At 55.9% G+C, this 19311-nt stretch carries 18 protein-coding genes; 9 read left to right on the top strand and 9 right to left on the bottom strand.

The window, feature by feature from the left end; all coding sequences use genetic code 11:
- The first annotated feature begins 63 nt into the window (after positions 1–63).
- Both CXF87_RS02535 and CXF87_RS02530 read left to right on the top strand, forming a co-directional pair.
- Positions 64–1305: an ABC1 kinase family protein gene (locus CXF87_RS02535; RefSeq protein WP_101145365.1), complete on the top strand. Its 1242-nt coding sequence runs from the start codon at positions 64–66 to the stop codon at positions 1303–1305.
- A 106-nt stretch (positions 1306–1411) separates the two neighbouring features.
- The gene (locus tag CXF87_RS02530) at positions 1412–3229 is read left to right on the top strand and encodes an SEC-C domain-containing protein (RefSeq protein ID WP_101145364.1); all 1818 of its coding nucleotides are present in this window, start codon (positions 1412–1414) and stop codon (positions 3227–3229) included.
- A gap of 48 nt (positions 3230–3277) precedes the next feature.
- Here the strand turns inward: CXF87_RS02530 and CXF87_RS02525 are convergent, their stop codons facing one another.
- Positions 3278–4639, bottom strand: coding sequence for an AmpG family muropeptide MFS transporter (locus CXF87_RS02525; RefSeq protein WP_101145363.1), 1362 nt, complete (start codon positions 4637–4639; stop codon positions 3278–3280).
- A gap of 97 nt (positions 4640–4736) precedes the next feature.
- Between CXF87_RS02525 and CXF87_RS02520 the strand changes: the two genes are divergently transcribed.
- The 4 genes from CXF87_RS02520 (at position 4737) to CXF87_RS02510 (ending at position 7398) form a co-directional block, all read left to right on the top strand.
- Positions 4737–5255 (top strand): FKBP-type peptidyl-prolyl cis-trans isomerase, encoded by a 519-nt coding sequence (locus CXF87_RS02520; RefSeq protein ID WP_101145362.1) that lies wholly within the window; start codon positions 4737–4739, stop codon positions 5253–5255.
- 120 nt (positions 5256–5375) lie between these two features.
- Positions 5376–5531 (top strand): cytochrome c oxidase subunit CcoM, encoded by a 156-nt coding sequence (ccoM, locus tag CXF87_RS21515; protein WP_157826455.1) that lies wholly within the window; start codon positions 5376–5378, stop codon positions 5529–5531.
- A 221-nt stretch (positions 5532–5752) separates the two neighbouring features.
- Positions 5753–6253, top strand: a complete 501-nt coding sequence (locus CXF87_RS02515; protein ID WP_101145361.1) for a hypothetical protein — start codon at positions 5753–5755, stop codon at positions 6251–6253.
- Positions 6250–7398 (top strand): GGDEF domain-containing protein, encoded by a 1149-nt coding sequence (locus tag CXF87_RS02510; protein ID WP_101145374.1) that lies wholly within the window; start codon positions 6250–6252, stop codon positions 7396–7398. Before CXF87_RS02515 ends, CXF87_RS02510 begins: the two co-directional genes overlap by 4 nt.
- On the opposite strand, the gene CXF87_RS02505 is transcribed toward CXF87_RS02510, so the two are convergent.
- The 4 genes from CXF87_RS02505 to CXF87_RS02490 all read right to left on the bottom strand — a co-directional run bounded on the left by CXF87_RS02505 (position 7382) and on the right by CXF87_RS02490 (position 11873).
- Positions 7382–7816, bottom strand: coding sequence for a group I truncated hemoglobin (locus CXF87_RS02505; RefSeq protein WP_101145360.1), 435 nt, complete (start codon positions 7814–7816; stop codon positions 7382–7384). The genes CXF87_RS02510 and CXF87_RS02505 overlap by 17 nt on opposite strands.
- A 63-nt stretch (positions 7817–7879) precedes the next feature.
- Positions 7880–8779 (bottom strand): DUF3034 family protein, encoded by a 900-nt coding sequence (locus CXF87_RS02500; RefSeq protein WP_232774542.1) that lies wholly within the window; start codon positions 8777–8779, stop codon positions 7880–7882.
- A gap of 12 nt (positions 8780–8791) precedes the next feature.
- Positions 8792–11146, bottom strand: coding sequence for a putative bifunctional diguanylate cyclase/phosphodiesterase (locus tag CXF87_RS02495; RefSeq protein ID WP_101145359.1), 2355 nt, complete (start codon positions 11144–11146; stop codon positions 8792–8794).
- A 49-nt stretch (positions 11147–11195) separates the two neighbouring features.
- Positions 11196–11873 carry a carboxypeptidase regulatory-like domain-containing protein gene (locus tag CXF87_RS02490; RefSeq protein WP_101145358.1) on the bottom strand — a complete coding sequence of 226 codons (678 nt, stop codon included), beginning with the start codon at positions 11871–11873 and terminating at the stop codon, positions 11196–11198.
- 380 nt (positions 11874–12253) lie between these two features.
- Here CXF87_RS02490 and CXF87_RS21510 point away from each other — a divergent pair, with 380 nt between their 5' ends.
- Both CXF87_RS21510 and CXF87_RS02480 read left to right on the top strand, forming a co-directional pair.
- Positions 12254–12526 (top strand): hypothetical protein, encoded by a 273-nt coding sequence (locus CXF87_RS21510; protein ID WP_157826454.1) that lies wholly within the window; start codon positions 12254–12256, stop codon positions 12524–12526.
- 46 nt (positions 12527–12572) lie between these two features.
- Positions 12573–13793 carry a PqqD family protein gene (locus tag CXF87_RS02480; protein WP_101145356.1) on the top strand — a complete coding sequence of 407 codons (1221 nt, stop codon included), beginning with the start codon at positions 12573–12575 and terminating at the stop codon, positions 13791–13793.
- Between the two features lie 11 nt (positions 13794–13804).
- Here CXF87_RS02480 and CXF87_RS02475 read toward each other — a convergent pair whose 3' ends face one another.
- Positions 13805–14347, bottom strand: a complete 543-nt coding sequence (locus CXF87_RS02475) for a transglycosylase SLT domain-containing protein (protein WP_431313233.1) — start codon at positions 14345–14347, stop codon at positions 13805–13807.
- A gap of 64 nt (positions 14348–14411) precedes the next feature.
- The gene (locus CXF87_RS02470) at positions 14412–16130 is read right to left on the bottom strand and encodes a proline--tRNA ligase (RefSeq protein ID WP_101145354.1); all 1719 of its coding nucleotides are present in this window, start codon (positions 16128–16130) and stop codon (positions 14412–14414) included.
- A 279-nt stretch (positions 16131–16409) separates the two neighbouring features.
- Between CXF87_RS02470 and CXF87_RS02465 the strand changes: the two genes are divergently transcribed.
- Positions 16410–16844, top strand: a complete 435-nt coding sequence (locus CXF87_RS02465; RefSeq protein ID WP_101145372.1) for a hypothetical protein — start codon at positions 16410–16412, stop codon at positions 16842–16844.
- Between the two features lie 63 nt (positions 16845–16907).
- On the opposite strand, the gene CXF87_RS02460 is transcribed toward CXF87_RS02465, so the two are convergent.
- Complete coding sequence (locus CXF87_RS02460) at positions 16908–18329, bottom strand: amidase (RefSeq protein WP_101145353.1); 1422 nt, start codon at positions 18327–18329, stop codon at positions 16908–16910.
- A 106-nt stretch (positions 18330–18435) separates the two neighbouring features.
- Positions 18436–19299, bottom strand: coding sequence for a deoxyribonuclease IV (nfo, locus tag CXF87_RS02455; RefSeq protein WP_101145352.1), 864 nt, complete (start codon positions 19297–19299; stop codon positions 18436–18438).
- Positions 19300–19311: the final 12 nt, after the last annotated feature.

Here is a 19311-nt window from a genome sequence, read left to right as displayed (position 1 = left end):
TAGATAATTTTATTTGCTGGCACTGTCGTTAGCTATAGAGACAGTGACGTGAGGGCATGACCAATGCGTGAACAAGGTAGAACACGGCGCTTGATGGGCTTGGGCGCACGTACTGGTGGGGCGTTGCTGAAAACCCGCTTGGGCGGTCAGGCGGATTGGCGCGCCCTGGGAGAAGCGTTGTTCGAAGGGCTTTCCGAATTGAAAGGGCCGGCCATGAAGCTTGCGCAAATCATGTCTCAATGGGATGACCTGCTGCCCCCGGATCTTGCGGAGGAGCTAGCTCGCCTGCAGCGCCAGGCCGAACCCATGCCGTGGCCGCGTATCCGTGAAGCGTTGGTACTGCAGTACGGTGACATCGACCACTATTTCAGTGAGATCGAGGAGCGACCCTTTGCCAGCGCTTCCATGGGGCAGGTGCATCGGGCGACTACCCACGAAGGCGAAACGATTGTGCTCAAGGTGCAGTACCCTGGCCTTGCCGAGGTGCTGGAGAGCGATTTGATTCAGGTGCGGCGCATTAAGCGGTTAGGCCGCTGGTTTAAAGTGCCTCAGGCGCGGCTGGATGCGCTGTTTGATGAGCTCGCTGAAAGCCTGCGTGGGGAGTTGGATTATTACGCCGAAGCTGCCGCGTTGGCCCGCTACCGTGAACGCTATCAAGACGATCCCCGACTGGTGATTCCCGAGCCTTTGCCAGCGCTCTCCGGCCAACATGTGTTGGCAATGCGCTTTGTCGACGGGACGCCATTGCGAGAGCTGGCGGACGCCGATGATGCGACGCGCCAGGGCATTGCCCAAACATTAGCCGATTGGATTACCCAGGAGCTATTTACCTACGGCGAACTGCACGCTGACCCCCATGCGGGTAACTTCGCTGCCGATGCCCAAGGGCGACTGGTGATTTACGATTTAGGCGCGGTGATCGCCGTGCCGGAGACGCGCATCAAAGCAATGATGCAACTGCTTGATGCTACGCTAAAGCATGACCCCATGGGCATGGATGAGGCGCTGATGCAGATGGGGGGTCGCCAGGGGCAGGGCGCGCCGTTAGCGCTCTATCGCGAATCGGCGGAGTGTATCGCGCCGCTGTTCGCGCCGGGTGAACAGGATTTCAGCGACGTGCGTGTTCACCGTCGTTTACGCGAGCTCACGCCAAAGGTCTGGGCGGCCATGGACCGCCTGCAGCCACCTGCAGATACACTGCTGCTTTCACGCGCGCTCAATGGTCACTACTGGAATCTTGTGCGTTTAGGCGCTCGGTTGGATATGAATGAGCGTACGACCCCATTGTTACAACGGGCCCATTAACGATAAACCGATTGCCGCTGCGGGGGCGACGGCCTTCGTGATAAACTATGCCGCTTTCATTTTAGACATCGATTACGGGTCATCGTAAAACACAGTGGAGACGGCAATGCTGGCGGTATGGGTCGATCAGCTGCTGGGATTTGCCTCCGGGGCACTCTCGGCAATCAGGCAACAAGAACACTATCCGGACTTCATGACCTGGGTACGCGCCAAAGGGGCGGACTCATTTGAAGGCGATGTGGCCATGGCTCAGGCATTGGCGCCGGTGCTGTGGTCGCAAACGCCGCTGGAGCGGCTTAATTTTGCCTGCGAGCCACTTGCCACGCCGGGGCGCAACGAGCCGTGCTGGTGCGACTCCGGACGCAAATTCAAGCAGTGCTGCTACAAAGTCGAGTTTCCCACCGACATCCCCGATCAGATGATGTGGATGCTCTCGCTGCGTGAGTGGAAGGGCGCTACCCTGAAAGCGGCGCTGGATAGCCAGCAGGCACCGGCGCAAGCGCTGCTGGAAGCGGGCCTTATTGCGGCTGAAAGCGGCCAGACCGGTCGCGCCATGCAGATTCTAGAGTCACTGTTTGACGGCAGCGACTGGTCACGGCTGCCCGAGCAGGCTGAACCCGCGTTTGAAATCCTGCTGGATATTTATCAAGAGCGTGGTTTTACCCGCAAGCGTGCCGATCTGCTCGACGATGTCATGGAGCGTGGCCCGCTGTTCCTGCGCGGCGTCGCTCTCGAACGCTTGTGTCTTATGCACCTGGATAATGATGATTTAGACAGCGCCCGGGGTGCCTTTGTAAAAGCCCAACAGGCGCTGCCCGATTCGCCTACCTTGGCTTACATCGAAGCCATGCTGCTGCTACATGAAGGCCACGAGCAGGAAGCCAAGGAGCGTGCCAACTTCTGGTATCGCCGCCTAGTTCGTCAGGGCGAACTGGACGAAGACCAACTGGATTTCCTGGCTGCTCTTGCGGAAAACCCCGGGGCTACGCTTGCCGACCAACTGCTCAGTGCAGAAGAAGACTTGGCCACACCGCTGGTGTCGCTTCAGGCGTTGCTGGCAGCGTTGCCTACTGCGCCGAAAATCGATATTCAGGCTGACTCTGAAAGTGGTCGGTTGCTGTATAACACCAGCGCCCGCGAAGCGACGCTATTTGCCGCCTGGCATGAGCAGTTTCAGGTGCTGGTGGATGAGGATGTGGCGCTGGGTTTCCGCGATGACCCCTGGGGCAATGCGGTTGAATGGATGTCGGCGCTGTGCGCACATCCAGAATGGCTGGATGCCCCGCAGGTGGTGCAAGATTTAACGTTGGCACTCACCAGCCGTTTTGGCAGCCTGCCGTGGATGGCACCTAGCCTGCTGGAGCCGTTGGCACTGCGTCTTTCACGCTGGATGGAACAGGCCCGCGCCGAGGGTGACGGCAACCTGTGTTGGGATGATGCTGACAATGCCATGCTACTGCGCACCGGCCTGGCGCTGGTGGTCGGTATGGAGCGTGGCGCGCGCCAGCACTCTCGCGAGCTGGCCGAAGAGCTATTGCTGATCGACCAGGAAGATAGCTTGGGGCTGCGTGAGTTGGTGTTAGATCAACTGCTGCGCGACGACCGTAACGAAGAAGCGCTGGCGCTGGCCGAAGATAATGACGACGACGGCTCGCTGGTACTTGGGCTGCTGATGGGCAAGACCTTGGCGCTCTATCGCTTAGAGCAGCGCGAAGCCGCTGAAACGGCGCTTAGTGATGTGCTTGGTCATAATCGCTATGCGCTAGAGCTGATTTGCGCCGAGAACCCGCGGCCTTCCATGCCCCACCCAGATGGCCAGGTTGACCCCGGCTCCCGGGCCGAAGCATGGCAGTACCGCACGCTGATGCGCGACCAGTGGCGCACGACGCCGGGCGCCCTGGATTGGCTTGAATCACACCGCTAGCCCAAATATTCACTCGTCTAATCCTTCAAGCCTGGCCTTCAAGCCTGTTTAAGCAGGCTTGGGGGTAGGCACTAACTGCTTGTCGCGGTTGATCCAGATGGCAAGCACAATGGCGGGCACGCCGAGTAGAGTGGCGATGACAAAGAAGCTCGGGTAGCCCTCGGCAGTAACCACGAGCCCGCCAAAACCGCTCAAGAATTTCCCCGGTAGCGTCATAAGCGATGAGAAAAGCGCATACTGCGTCGCGGTATAAGCGCGTGAAGTGAGGCTGGAAAGAAAGGCGATAAACACCGCACTGGCCAACCCGTTGGCGAGGTTGTCGCCGATAATCGTGACGACCAACATAGGTAGTTGATTACCCACCACCGCAAGCGCCGCAAACAGCAGGTTGGTCACCATGACCAACCCCGCCCCGAAGATAAGCAGCGGGCCGATGCCGTAACGCACCACCAGCAGTCCGCCTAAAATCCCGCCAGTAATGCTCATCGCGATACCAAATATATTGGTCACGTTAGCAATTTCCGCTAGCGAAAAGCCCAAATCGATATAGAGCGGATTGGCCATAGAGGCCATGGCCAAATCGCTGATTCTAAACACTGCAATAAACACCAAAATCCATAGCGCTTTTACCCCATAGCGGCTAAAAAAGTCGGTAAAGGGGCAGACTAACGCGCCAATGCTCCAGGCGCCCATACGGCGTAAAAATTTGGGTTTGCCGCGGCTGGCGCGAATGAATGCACGTACCTTGGGTTCGTGAATAAGCTGAATGGAAAGTGATGCGCGTTTGGGTTCCGGGCGCAGCAATACGGTCAGCACGCCAATGCTCATCAGTGCCGCCATGCTGAGATAGGCAACATCCCAAGACGTAGACGCCGCGATATACAGCGCCCCAGCGCCAGCAGCAAGCAGGCCCCCGCGATAGCCAATAATATACGTCGAGGCCATGGCTGCCTGGACGTTGTCATCCGCGGATTCGATTCGGTAGGCGTCGATGGCAATATCTTGCGTTGCTGAGCCAAAGGCAACCAGCAGCGCAAAGACGGCCACCCAGCCGAGATTGCCGACCGGGCTCAAACCGGCGAGTCCCACCAGTCCGGCGGCAATCATGCTTTGTGCTAACAGCATCCAGCCGCGGCGCTGGCCGAAGGCGCGAGTCAGTAGCGGCAGTGCCAGCCGGTCAACCACCGGTGCCCAGAAAAACTTGATCGAGTAGAGCATGCCGATCCAGGCAAAAAAGCCGATCGCCGCAACTTCCACGCCATCGCTGCGTAGCCAGGCGGAGAGCGTCGAGAACACCAACAGAAAGGGTAGGCCTGCGGAAAACCCCAGAAACAGCATGGTGATAACGGGCGCACGACAATAAATCGCCAGCGCAGCAAGCCAACTGCGCTGGGGGGTGGGGCTTAACATTAAGCGCTACTCCTGGAAAGACGTTAGCAATGACCAAGTGATAAACTGACGCAGTGTTCGATTACAAAGCCGACAGCTTACCGGAGAGGAGTTTTCCATGTCGATTACGGCGCATCAGGTAGTTACCTTGCACTATGTTCTTAGCGACGTGCTCAACGATGGCAGCAAGCAGGTATTGGATGACTCCCAGGCGCGCAATAAGCCGCTGGAGTATCTTCACGGCCACGACAATATTGTGCCGGGGCTTGAAAGTGCCCTAGCGGGCCAAGCGGTGGGCGCCGTGCTAAGCGTTCAACTGATGCCTGCCGATGCCTACGGAGTGCGAAACGAGGCGTTGATCCAGGAGGTCAGCCTTGCCTCCTTTGGCAATGCGGAATTGACCCCCGGCAGCCGTTTTCAAACCGAAGGCGAAGCCGGCCCGCAAATCGTCACCGTGCTGGAAGTGGAGGGCGACCGTGTCACTGTGGATACCAACCACCCGCTTGCCGGGCGCACGCTTAACTATCAGGTAACGATTCTGGACGTACGCGACGCCACCCGCGCAGAGCTTGCCAAAGGTCACCCGTTACCGCCGGGCACTGAGCACAGCAAAGTTGAAGACCGTAAAGTTCTATAGCGTGGTTGCGCTGCTATGAACGCCCAAAAATTGACTAGTATCAATTTCCTGTTCAACCGCTTACTCCCGCCACTCGCAACTTGACCTAGGTCAGCATTCTCCCACCGATGAGTGACTAGTATGAACGCATACATCACGGCGGGAGGATTCACCATGTATTGGGATGACACAGTTGTTTTCGGTTTGGTCACCGTCGCTTTGGTTATCGCTTTTATGGTGGGTTGGGTCGGCTTCGTGATTCGCGATCATCTGCGTAAGGATGAGCGCAAAAAATAGCCGACCTGCCTTGCGTCAACGTTGTCAGGGGAGGGGGTTTACTAGCGTAGTGAGCCTCTTGTTGCCAGCCCACAGTGGGCTGGCTTTTTTATGTTTCATATTCCATATTCCATATTTCATATTCATCGTGAGTTGAAATTATATGGCCTGCGTTGAAAAGCAAAGCTAGGCGGGCTCTGGTAAAGTTCGTTGAAAGGATTAACACATCAGGAAGCTTTGCCATGAACGCAGTTGTCTTACAACGCAGCCCATGGGTTCGTGCACGTGGTCTATTAGCGTGCGTGTTAATTAGCACTAGCACCTTATTGCCCGCGTCTGCCTTTGCACAAGCATTGGATATTATCAATGGCGATGTCACCCAGAAGATCGCTTTAAGTGATTTACACGCTATATCTGATACCACTTTTACACTTTACGACCCTTACCAGGGGCGCGATGTAGAAATGCAGGGCGTAGCGTTTCAAGATTTTTTGATTGATCAGTTTGGTGAAGTACCGCCAGCGCTGCACTTCACCGCCTGGGATGACTACGAAGTGACCCTTGAAGGGTGGGACGACCCCACCTGGTATTTAATTACCTCAGAAGATGGTGCCCCGTTAACCATTCGTACACGAGGTCCCGTGCGGCTGGTAGAGCGAGACTATAGTGGCCGCGATGTCGCGAACCTGCGGGATTTCAATGACTGGATCTGGATGATTCGTAGCATAGAGGCGAAGTGGTGATATCCAAAGCCAAGCCTGCGGTGGCGCCATCCATTCAACCACGCCCTTTAGCTCGCCAGCCTCGCTATGTCACATGGCTGTCGCTGAGCGTGATGAGCTTTTTGGCGCTGATGGTGCTGATTGTTTATGAGTCGCGCTGGGTTTACCCAGAAATACAGGCCTATTTTAGCCAGACGGGCAATTTGACCGGTCAGCAACTGGCCACCCGTTCGCGGGTTTACTTACAAAATGCCCAATCCGAGCTGCTAGCCGACCAGCCTGAGCAGGAAGCTTTCGCTGCGGCTATCACCGACATTGAGCTCTCTTACGGCTTATCCGATATGCATGTTTATCGGCATCAGTATGAGTGCACGGAGCCAAGCCTGAGAATTTTAAACCGTGTATTAGCACGGTTAGAGGTGGCCGAAATTGATCGAGTCGGCGCGGTAGGCGAGTTGTTTGGGCCAATACAGTGCCTTACCCACATTGAGATGGATCAGTTAGACCAGCGTGGTGCGGCGATCAATGATTTCTCCGTAAGCACTCGCCAACATAACCAAGTACTGACGTATTCCAGCCTATTGATCTTCGTGATGGGGCTGGTGTTTTGGTGGCTTCATGAGCGCCAGTTACGGCGCACCGATCATGCAACGCAAGAGACTTTCGAGTGGATGCAGCGCGCGATGCGTGACCCACTTACTGGAATCGGCAATCGCAGCGCTTTGCATCAAGATGTGTTGGCAAAGCAGCATCAGTCGCTGGGGCTGATTCTGATCGATATCGACTTTTTTAAACAGTACAACGATGCCTACGGGCACCCGCAAGGCGATACCCTGCTGCGCCAGCTGGCCACCTTGATTGGTGAAACGCTTAATGATGAAGCGCAGCTCTACCGCTTGGGAGGCGATGAGTTTGCGGCACTCCTTCGCTGCCCCGATACTGAAACGCTAAAGAGCTACTGCTGTCAGTTAATTGAAGGGATTCGCGCAGCTGACTTTGCGCACCCCGCCCATCCAGATAAAAAAGGCGTTACCTTCAGTGTCGGTGGGAGCCGTTTTATGGCCGACGAAGCAACGTTTGCCTACGCCTACGAAGCCGCCGATAAAGCGCTCTACCGGGTGAAAGCAGCAGGACGTGATGGTTGGCAGGTTACTGAAGACGCATAATTTCTGCATACAGGGGCGCGAGCCTCCCCAGCAGTTCATTGCGTGCGCCAAGAGTAACATCTTCCTCCTCCATCGCCGCGTCGAGGTGCTCCACTACACGATTAAAATGTACGTTCGTCACTCCCATATGCTGGTGGGCACGATCCATCGGCGGGCCTTCGTAGCGGCAGGGGCCGTCGCTGATATCGCATAGCTGACTAGCCAGCGATTCAGCAAATAAATCGATATTCGTGTTTGCAAAAAACACCACCACCTCGGCATCATCCGCAATCCGGTATAAGAGGTTTTCAACCACTGCGTCGATCGTAGGCTGCCCTCCCAGGCGCTCGTAGAGCGTCGCTTGGTTGCGATTGTGTGCACAGCTGGCCAGAGAGAGGGCGATGGTCGTCAACATCAAAGCCATTAAATAGCGGCGCATTGTTATGTCCTTTTGGATGAGCTCTCGCAGTGAACTTAAAGCAGTAAAATTAAAGCAGTGAACTTAAAAAGCGGCCTGGAGTGAAAGGTACCCGCCGCGCTGGGAAGGCAGGCCAGCAATGTCGCCTAAATCCAGCCAAGCACCTGTGAGCGATAGATGCTTATTGAAGAAGTAGGCACTGTAAAGACTTTGCCAGTCATCCTCTCTCGCCTCGCTTAGGTTATCGGGTTTCTGACGATACTCAGCGCCAATAATCCAGCGGGGAGTGACAAACAGCCCCACGCTACCCTCGGCTAGCCACGAGCGGCCATCTTGGTTGCCACCAAAACCGAGTAGGCCTCCCTGGTTGGCATCGGTATTGCGCAGTGTTGCGTTGAGCAGCACGTTGCGGCCCGCAACTGCACTAAACAGCAGTTTGCTGGCGCTGAGATAAATATCGGTACCGTGCGTTTCGTCGGCACCCAGGGCGGTGGGGGTGGTGCCGTCCACGAGCCGTTTGTGCTGTAACCCAACGCTCCAAATACCCCAGGGGTGATAAAGCACATCGCCCAGTAAACGTACTTTAGCGCCGTAAATATCTTGGCCCAGTTCGCCGCCCAGCGTGTCTAAATCAAGCGTTTGACGCGCGACAGAGACTTCAGCTCGATCGTAAATATTCAGACTGGCGCCGGTTACCGTCAGCCGGTAATCATCCACCCAGGCGCGGGTAGCGGCGGCGGTAACGCCTACTTCGTGCTCGCTTGCTGTGCTGGCAAGTACCGCCCAGGGGGATAAACCTCCCCCCGCTGCGCCTTCAATGGCACTCACCCCGCCGGTACCTAAAATACGGCTGCCAGCATGGCTAGGCATGACGGCTATCGCCAGACTAAAGATGAAGCAGGCAACAAAGAAACGACAAAGTAAGGCCTTCGATAAGGTGCTGAGCGAAGCTAAATGCATTGGCACGGTGTAGCGTAACGTCATGGGGTTCTCTATTTAGATTCTCATGGGCGATAGGGCAGGGAGGGGAAGCACCAGCGGGGCGAAATTATCCAACCAGCCGGTGAGCTCTTCAGCGGGCATCGACTTGGCAATCCAATAGCCTTGGAGATAGTCACAGCCGAGCGTGCTAAGTAGTTCAGCACTGGCTCGATTCTCAACCCCTTCTGCAACCAAACGCAGGCCTAAACTGTGGCCCATCTCGATAGTCGAGCGAACAATGGTGAAGTCGTCCTGCTGGGTGTCGAGTGCCAGCACAAACGATTTGTCGATTTTCAGCTCATCCACGGGCAGGCGCTTAATTTGTGCCAGTGAGGAGTAACCGGTGCCGTAATCATCAATGGCGATACGCAACCCTAGTTGGGTGAGTTCTAGCAGGGTGGTCATGGCCGCATCCACATCCTGCATTACCGCACTTTCGGTTACTTCTAAACTCAACTGGTCGGGGGTGAGCTGATAACGCTTGAGGAGATCCGCTAGGTGTGTCGCTAACTGCGGATCCATAACATCGCTGGCGGAGAGATTAACGGCTACTGACAAGTGATAGCCTCGCTGCTGCCAAGCTTGGATCTGCGCACAAACGTGGGTTAGCATCCATTGACTAAGCATGCGGATATTGCCCGAGCGTTCGGCCAGCCCAATAAATTCATCGGGCGGCACAAAGCCCAGTGAGGGATGACGCCAGCGCATCAGCGCCTCACATTGATGGACTAACCCCGTATGAATATCCACCTTGGGTTGATACGCCATCCACAGTTCCCCATTACCCACTGCTTCCTGCAGATCACGAATGAGCGTGAGCTGGCGCAAATGATGTTCATCTTGCCCCTCCAGGTAGTATTGATGCGCATGCCGATGGCGGCGTGCCATGTCTAACGCTATATCAGCACGGCGCAATAATAGCTGAGGGCTGTCGCCATGCTCGGGGTAGTTCGTTTCACCCGCTGAAAGCGAGGGGGTGATGGGCGATTTATCCAGGTCAATGGGTTGGCTTAGAATGCCAAACAGCTGTGTCCGCCATGCAATGCTGCTACTGGGTTGTTTGACGAGCAGTAACAGTTCATCGCCATCTAGCCGATACGCTTTGTTCTCTGGCGCAGGCAAATGTTGCAAACGATTGGCCAGAGTGGCCAATAGATGATCCCCAAGCGCGTAGCCAAAGGTGTCATTAATATCGCGAAAATTATTGATCGCTAGGCGCAGTAGCGTGAAGGGCTCGCCCCGTTGGATTGAGAGACAAATATCTTCCTGAGCGCTAATGCGATTGGGTAAATCGGTGAGTAAGTCGTGGCGGGATTGATGATGAAGTACGGCCTCCCGCTGAATAATATCTTCCTGCATAGAGAGCAGTGTTGATGCCAATAAGCCCGTTTCACTACGCTCTTGGCCAATTGATAAGCGAGTAATACGCTCACCCTGGCCGATACGCCGCGCCGCATTGGCCAGCTCTATGAGCGGTTTGCTCATGCTTCGCGCGCTCCACATGGCCACTAATAGGGTAAAAAGCAGGATTAACGCGACAATACCGAGTAGCTGCCATTGCAGTGAGCGGTAAGCCCCCAGTAGCTCGTTGCGCGAAAGTTGCAGTAATGCGTAGGTTTGATTGGTGTCATCAGCATAGAGCGGGCTGGCATAGGAAAAATACTCAGCATCGGGCGTCATTTGGCTAGTGGATGAATATTCCCCTTTCATGAGTTCGTCACCGCTGCCGCTCATTAACTGCCGTGCTAATTGCTCTTGGTGGGAGCTTGCGAGGTAGCTTATCTCGCCGTTATCGCGATAGTTGACCACGCTTATTTCAAGCCCGGTTAGCGCATTAATCTCCTCGGTCACTGCTTCGTTGATTAAAAAGCCCATCCCCACCCAACCAATCAGATTCGGCGCACGCACAGGCAGCAGGGCGAACTCATACGGCTGACCCTCGGCAATCACGACGCTAACTGCGGTGCCCTCCTGGCGCGCGCGCGCCAAGAGCTGCGGGAAAGGCATCGGGCTATTTTGTACATGATGGCTGCTTGCCAAAATATGGCCATCAAGGCTACTTAAAAGCACCATGTCGGCTTTGGCGCGATCACCGTGATTGGCCAGCACGGAGTAGAGCGTCTCGGTATCCTGGGTGGAAACGGCGCTCTTGAAGCCGAAATCATCGGCCAGGATCGCGACGTTATCTCTTAACTGTTCGCCGCGTGAATCCAGCAATTGCTGCAATACGTTGGCGCCTACCTCTAAACGCTGGGACCCTTTGGCGAGGATGTCATTTTGCGTAGCGCGAAGAAACGCCACGCCGGTGGCAAATTGCGAAACAATCACCACCGTTAGCAGTACTAGCATGAGGCGTGTTCGAAAGCGCATAGCAACCTCGAAAATGGCGGATCAGCGTATTTTAAACACTGGAAAGTGCTTAACTGGCATCTTTAAACCGCTGCTGAAGAGGAGACAGCATTGGCTCGGGCGGCGGCAACGCGTTGAGCTCTAAACGGACGTCCAACTGATCCGTGTCGGTAATCGTGCCTTCCCACCACCGTTGTTGGCTGTCATCAAGGCGAGGATGCCAAACACGTACACGATGCTGGCCTGGCGGTAAAGCGGGTAGGGTCAGCGTGCCGTCGGCATTCGTTATTGCCGCATAGGGCGCATCGCTGACTACTATAAAGGCCTGCATATGGTCATGGATATTGCATCCCAATACGACGACCCCTGCCTGATCAAAATGAACGGGTGGGGGTGTTTCCTGTAGGTACAGATTCAAATCAAACGTTTTCGCCGGTGAAAAAGAGTAAACGTGGTGGCGTGTAGTGTCCTGATTGGGAAATGCCACATAACTGCCGGTGGGCACGGTTAGCACCCTGGGATGAAAGGTCGCATCGCGCTGATAGATATTCTGTTCTTGTGGCTGATTGGCAGATGCTGAGTCGTAGTAGACCTCCACAACGGCATCCTCAAGGGGTAAGCCTTCGTCGCTGTTGACGGTGATCTGTGCAGCGTTAGCGGTCGTGCTAAAGAGAGTTATCGCCAGCCCAACGAGCGCAGCAGTGAATGTGCTGATAAAACCAACATAAAGGCGACGTTGTATTGGCATTGGAAGTCGGCATCTCACGTTGAGGGGTAATATATGTCATTGGCAGCGTGTTTTTCTGATGCTGCGTTGAGGCTAATAGTGAAAGGATTATGCAAGAAAGTCATGCTTTCGGCTTAACGGTAAGCCAACTCTTGCAAAAAAGAGTAAACAATAGGGAAAACAGCCCCGATTAGTGGCGCTCTGTTGAAGCGGTGGTTAAAGTGAATACTGAGAAAACGGTGTTCGATAACTGCGGAGAAGTGATATGAGCACTCAGGATGAAGTCACCACAATGCTAAAACAGCGGCGTTCACGCCGACAGGTCTTGGCTAGTCTAGGGCTTGGCGCAGCGGCGCTTTACGTGGCTCCTACACTGCTTTCAACGGGGCAGGCTGAAGCACATGAACGCGGGCGCTCTCGCCCTAAGGGCCGCCATCAGCATCAACATCAACATCATTCGGGGCGTCGCCACTCAAAGCCCAGCTTTTCACGGCCTGACCATTCAAGACCCCATTATTCACGGCCGAACTATTCCAGACCTCACTATGACCGGCCGAACTATTCCAGGCCAAGCTACGACCGGCCAGACTATTCACAGCCTGGTTATTCTCGCAACGGTTATTCGCGTCCCCAGCGATATGACGAACGTCCTCGTTGGGAACGTGATGGTGTGATTGAGCTGCGTATCAGCCGCCTACTCCCACGCGGCTGGTGAAACCGATGATGACGTCTGACGCCGAAGCTGTTGATTACGCGCTCACCGGTCTGGGGCCGTGTATTCGCCTGGTGAATGCTCAGCCACTGCTGCCGGTTCTTCAAGCTGCCATGCCAGGCTGGCCGCTTACCCCATGTCCGTTACAGCCAAACAAGCCAGATATTTGTGTTTGGCAGCAGGAAGAGGGGTTTTGGCAGCAGGCACCGGCATTGCCCAAGGGGATGTGGCTGGAAACGCCAGTCAGCACGGCGTGCAGCGTTATTGCAGATATGTCTGGGGCCTATTTGCGCCAGCATCCAGCCTATATTGGATTGCACTGCGGTGCGGCTGAGATAGACGGTCAATTAGTCATTTTTCCTGAGTCTCACCGTGCCGGTAAAAGTACGCTGACGTGTGCGTTTGCAGCCGCTGGATACCGTGTTTTTGGGGATGATGTCGTGGCGCTGACGCCTCAAGGAAAGGGGGTTTCGCTGGGTGTCGCGCCACGTTTGCGTTTACCGCTTCCCACCACGATTGCGGACGAGTTACAGGACTTTATTCATCGGCACCGAGGGCCGAGCGATGATCGCTATGGCTATGTCGCGTTGGACGAAACATTGCTGGCTCGCCACGGAGAGCAGTGCCCGGTCGGTGCCATTATATTGATTGACCGGGATAACAGTGTTGCTCGTCCCCAGCTTACGTCGCTGCAACATGGAGAAGGGTTGTGGCAACTGTTAAAGCAGAATTTTGCCGACACGCTTTCCGACCAGGAACTGATTGATAAATTCTGGCCTCTGGTACAGCGCATGCCCTGTTTCCTGCTGCGCTATTCAGATGCATACGAAGCGGCCGCTTTTGTAGGGCGCGAACTAAAAGAGGCGCTTCACGCCCAGCCGGCTACTTACACATCGCCTTCACAGGCCGCGGCAATGCCTGAGGCTGCGGCGCTTGATCGAAACGATCTGCGCCAGTGGCGAGCGCGTCCAACGGCGCATGAGTATCCTCTCGGCGATGAGCTATTCGTGATCGTGGAGGAGGGGGGCGAGATCCATCGTATGAACGTAACTAGCCGAGCGGCATGGGCATTACTGCAGCATGAAGCACTGACCATCGAGGAGCTAAGCCAAACGCTGGTGGCATTTTTTATGCCGGTCTCTCTTGAGCAAGTACGTAGCGACATGGCTGAGTTGCTGGGGCAGTTCTTAGCCGTTGGCTTAATTGAGCCCGTTGCAAGCGCCTCTTAACGCGATCTAGGCTAGCGCCACGTATCTCGCCAAGCATGCATGACTCGCTCCGGGTACCAGGTTTTCCCTAAGCTGCCGTTATAACGCGCTAGCGCACGGGTAAAATCGCCATTTTCAATAGCTAAGTAGTGCGCCAAAATCGTACAGCCATAGCGCAGATTACGCGAAGGCTGCGTCAAATCGTCTATCGGAAGCCCCAGTTCGCTGACCCAGAAGGGCATGATTTGCATCAAGCCGACGGCACCTGCCGAAGAGATTGCATCGGCTTTGAAGGCGCTTTCCACCTGAATCAAGGCTAATACCAGCTCTGGCGGTAAGGCTGCCAGCCTGGCTTCTTGATAGATACGCGTAAGCAGGCTTCGTCGCTGGGCGGCGTCATTGATAAAACGCGCCAGCGGCGCGTCCATGCGTGCTCGCCACTGGCGCGCTGCCCACTGTTGCTGAGGCGTTTGGTGATACTGATTGGCGGCTTCAAGGGTAGGGCGCAGGGTCGGCGGCAGTGGCTGTGCTGCTGCAGGCCCTGCGGTGCTGAGCAGGAGTAGGCCCAGCGCCACCTTAAGGGTTAGCCACCGCGTAGCGCTAAACAATCCACGAGACGCGGTGGCTGCCTTGGCGGGGTTAGCGCGCCTTCTCACGCAGGAAGTCGACGATCTTGTCGGCGGGCACCATGGTTGCTTCGCTATCCCGGCGGCCTTTGTATTCCAACTCGCCATTATCCAGGCCGCGATCACCAATCACCAAGCGATGGGGTACGCCCATCAGTTCCAGGTCGGCAAATTTAACGCCAGGGCGAGTGTCACGGTCATCCAGCAATACGTCGAGACCCGCAGCGCTCAGCGCTTGGTAAAGGCGCTCGGACTCTTCACGTACACGCTGAGACTTGTGCGCATTCATCGGCACCAGCGCCACTTGAAACGGTGCGATAGCGTTAGGCCAGATAATCCCCGATTCGTCGTGGTTCTGCTCAATAGCGGCGGCGACCACGCGGGTCACGCCGATGCCGTAGCACCCCATCCACGGGTGGCTGGTCTTGCCGTTGTCGCCCAGCACGTTGGCGTTCATGGCCTGGGAGTACTTCTGGCCAAGCTGGAAAACGTGACCAACTTCGATACCGCGCTTGATAGAGAGCGTGCCCTGGCCATCTGGAGAGGGGTCGCCTTCCACCACATTGCGAAGATCCGCTACTTCGGGCAGGGCCACATCACGCTCCCAGTTAATCCCGAAATAGTGTTTGCCTTCAATATTGGCACCCGCGCCAAAGTCGCTCATCAGGGCAACGCTGCGGTCGGCAATAATGGGCATATCAAGGTTCACCGGGCCAAGCGAGCCAAAGCCTGCGCCGGCTGCTGCGCGAATTTCCTCTTCGCTGCCCATGGTCAGCGGCGCCGCCACTTGGGGAAGGTTCTCGGCTTTTACCTCGTTCAGCTCATGATCGCCGCGCACCAATAGGGCAATCAGGCCACCTTCAGTTGCACGTACAATCAGGGTCTTGACCGTTTTCTCGATCGGCAGATCAAACTGCTCAACCAGGGCGGCGATGGTTTTGGCGTTAGGTGTATCTACCAGATGCATCTCTTGGGTAGGTGCTTCGCGCTGTATGTCGCTGCCCAGAGGAGCAGGCAGAGCTTCGGCTTTTTCCATATTGGCCGCGTAGTCGGAGGCGTTAGAGAACACGATGTCATCTTCGCCGGAGCCCGCCAGTACGTGGAATTCGTGGGAGCCCGTACCGCCAATGGAGCCGTTGTCTGCGATCACCGGGCGGAAGTCGAGGCCTAAACGCGTGAAAATGCGTGTGTAGGCATCGTACATATCCTGGTAGGTCTGCTTCAGCGAGGCTTCATCAAGGTGAAAGGAGTATGCGTCCTTCATGATGAACTCACGTGAGCGCATCACGCCAAAACGCGGACGAATCTCGTCGCGAAACTTGGTCTGGATCTGATAAAAATTGATTGGTAACTGCTTGTAGCTGGCGATCTCTTTACGCACCAGGTCGGTAATGACCTCTTCGTGGGTTGGGCCAACGCAGTAATCGCGGTCGTGGCGATCTTTCAGGCGTAGTAGCTCAGGGCCATACTGCTCCCAACGGCCGGACTCCTGCCACAGCTCAGCCGGTTGCACGGCCGGCATGAGAACCTCCTGGGCACCGGCGCGGTTCATCTCTTCGCGCACAATGGCTTCCACTTTACGCAGTGTGCGCAGGCCTAGCGGAAGCCATGTATAGAGCCCTGAGGTTAAACGGCGAATCATCCCGGCGCGGAGCATTAGCTGGTGGCTAATGACTTCGGCGTCGGCCGGGGTCTCTTTCAGAGTGGCAATCAATAATTGGCTGGCGCGCATGGGCGTGAGCATTCCTTAGAGCTTAGAAAAATAGCGTTTAGAAGAAAGTGTGCCTGGAAGCGGGGCAGTGGCCCCGTTTACGTTGAATGTAGGCATTGTACGGCCTAGCGCTTAAAGCGGCAAAATCCGCATGATCATCTCAACCCTGTGCTTTTGGTCGGGTGTGCTAGACTAAGCAGGTTTTAGGGCGTGCTGGTCGGTAGCAATGAGCCGCTAGAAATGGCTTCATCACAACATGTTACACCGACTACCGTTACTTTTTTGATTGAGGAAACCTTCATGCATCAAGCCGTTCGTCGCTGGTTGACAGGCGCCGTGGTTGGCGTCTCCATTGTGTCACTGAGTGGTTGCGGTACACTTTTTCATCCTGAGCGCAAAGGCCAAATGAGCGGTGATATTGATCCGGTGGTCGCCATTGCCAATGGGGTGGGGTTACTGTTCTTTATCGTTCCTGGGGTAATTGCTTACGCCGTGGATTTCTCTAATGGCACCATCTACCTACCCGGCCGCAACAGCGCCTCAGTGGATGTTCACCAGTTAGACGACGCTATGGATGTAGCCTCCCTGGAAAAACTGCTGTCTGAAAAGGCTGGCCAGCCGGTGAGCCTGGAGAGCGAATTGGTCATGATCGAAGAAATGGATAGCCTTGATGAAGCGCTCGCAATGGTGCGCATGTCGGGCGTACTGGACGAAGAAAAGCTGTCTACGATGTAACGACTATCCATTAATTGCAAAACCCAGCCTGGCGTTACGCTTGGCTGGGTTTTTTCATGTTGACTATGCGTTACGCATGCTGGCGGGATTGGGAGCACTGGGAAAGCGCGGTGGATGTGCTTCCATGTAAGCGTGGCAGGCGCGCAGAACGCGAATGTCATCAAATTTACCGCCAGCGAGTTGAAACCCCACCGGCAAGCCGTTATCGGTAAATCCGCAGGGTATTGATGCGGCGGGTTGCTGGCTGAGGTTAAAAGGGTAGCTAAACGGCGCCCACTCTTCCCAGTCCTGCATATCACTGCCGGGGGGAACTTCATGGTTGATTTCAAACGGACTGACCGCCACTGAGGGCGTCATCAGCAGATGGTACTCTTGATTGAAGTGTTCCAGATGCTGCGTTAATGCTGCACGGTCGGCCAGGGCACGAAACAGCTCAACGGCTTTCCAGGGCTCCGCTTCGCGGGCATTGGCTACCATGCCGGGATCCAAGAGCGTGCGCTGGTGTTGCCCCGTTTGCGACCACTGCTCTAGCGAGGCGGTGAACCACAGCTTACGAAAGGTCTCCAGTGGCGATGAGAAGCCTGGGTTTACCTCGACGATTTCAGCTCCCAAGGCTTCTAATCGAGTCGCCGCTTCATGCACGCGCTCAGCAATTTGCGGGTCTACCGTGGCGTAGCCAAGATCTGCGGAGTAGCCAATTCGCAAGCCGGTTAATCCTTTTTCCAGGTCGACCCCCCAGCAATCGGGTTGGCCGCGCGTGGCGTAAGGGTCACGGTAATCGTAGCGGCCTATTACATTTAGCATGCTGACCGCGTCGCGCACGGTGCGCGTCAGTGGTCCCAGGTGTGAAAGGCTGGGCTCTTTTGCGGGCGGCCATTGAGGTGTCCAGCCGTAGGTGGGCTTGAAGCCAAATACCCCCGTAAACGCCGCAGGAATACGGATCGAGCCACCTGAATCGCCGCCCTGGTGAAGCACGCCCATATTGAGAGCTGCGGCTGCAGCGGCTCCGCCGGAGGAGCCGCCAGGGGTCAAACGGGTATTCCAGGGGTTGGTCGTGGCGCCAAAGACGCGGTTGTCGGTGACTGCTTTCCAGCCGAATTCGGGCGTATTGGTTTTGCCCAGTATCACCGCCCCTGCTTCGCGCAACATGCGGGCCGGAGGCGCATCTGTATCGCATGGCGCGTCGGAGGAGGTCAGTGACCCTTCCCGACATGGCATGCCTGCCACTTGAGTCAGGTCTTTCAGCGATACCGGCACCCCATCGATGGGGCTGAGCGGTTTACCTTGCCCCCAGCGCCTTGCCGAGGCTTTTGCCGCTGATTCGGCGCCTTCGGTATCCACGTGAACATAAGCGTTCACGTCCGGATTGAAGCGCTCAATCCGCTCAAGGGCGGCTCGGGTCGCCTCGAGGGGTGAAGCCTCACGGCTTTCGAACAAGTGAGCTAAGGTTTGGGCATCCAGGCTGCCAAGATCGGTACCGCTCATTGCATACTCCTTACGTCGGCTGGGCTTGGGAAAGGAGTCTAAGGGTAGGCAAGCATTGCCTGGGGTGCAAAAGCCGCGCCATGCAGAAGCCGCAGCCGTGCAGAGTTTAATGGCTCGGCGTGGCTTCTTCGGGCGCCTGGGCGCGCAGCCAACTGATCTCCTCGGCCCATATAGCTGGCTCGATGGTTTCCAGTATCAAGGGGATACCGTCAATCCGGGCATCCTGCATGATGGTGGTAAAGGCGGGTAGCCCGATATTGCCTTTGCCCAGGCTATGATGGCGGTCCACACGGCTGGCGAATCCGCTTTTGGCATCGTTCAAATGCATGCCTCGCAGGTAGTTGAACCCCACCACTTTACCCAGCTCATCGAGCGTTGCCTGTGTGGCTTCTGCACTGCGCAGGTCATAGCCAGCGGCAAATGCATGGCAGGTATCAATACATACGCCTACCCGGGTTTTATCGTCTACATGGTCAATGATCTCGGTCAGATGCTCGAAGCGCCAGCCCAGGTTGGTGCCTTGCCCAGCGGTGTTTTCAATCACTGCCGTGACACCTTGGGTATGTGTAAGCGCCTCATTAACGGACTCGGCAATACGCTTTAAACAGTCGCTTTCGCTGATCTTGTTTAGATGGCTGCCTGGGTGGAAGTTGAGCAGCGTGAGGCCGAGCTGCTCGCAGCGCTGCATTTCATCTAAAAAGGCCTCCCGTGATTTGGCTAAGCCTTCCTGCTCCGGGTGACCCAGATTAATCAGGTAGCTGTCGTGGGGTAAAATTTGCCCAGGTGAAAAATCGTGTTTAGCACAGGCGTCACGAAAGGCTTGAATCGCGTCATCGGTGAGCGGCTTGCCTTTCCATTGGCGCTGGTTTTTGGTGAACAGCGCAAAGGCATCGGCACCGATCTCTACCGCCCGGTGAACGGCTTGGTCTGCGCCGCCAGCTGCGCTCACGTGGGCTCCCAGGTATTTCACAACGGACTCCTT

It is taken from the genome of Halomonas sp. MES3-P3E (genome assembly GCF_002836035.1).
Classification (GTDB): Bacteria; Pseudomonadota; Gammaproteobacteria; order Pseudomonadales; family Halomonadaceae; genus Vreelandella; species Vreelandella arctica.
This window is presented reverse-complemented; position numbering and strand designations above follow the sequence as displayed.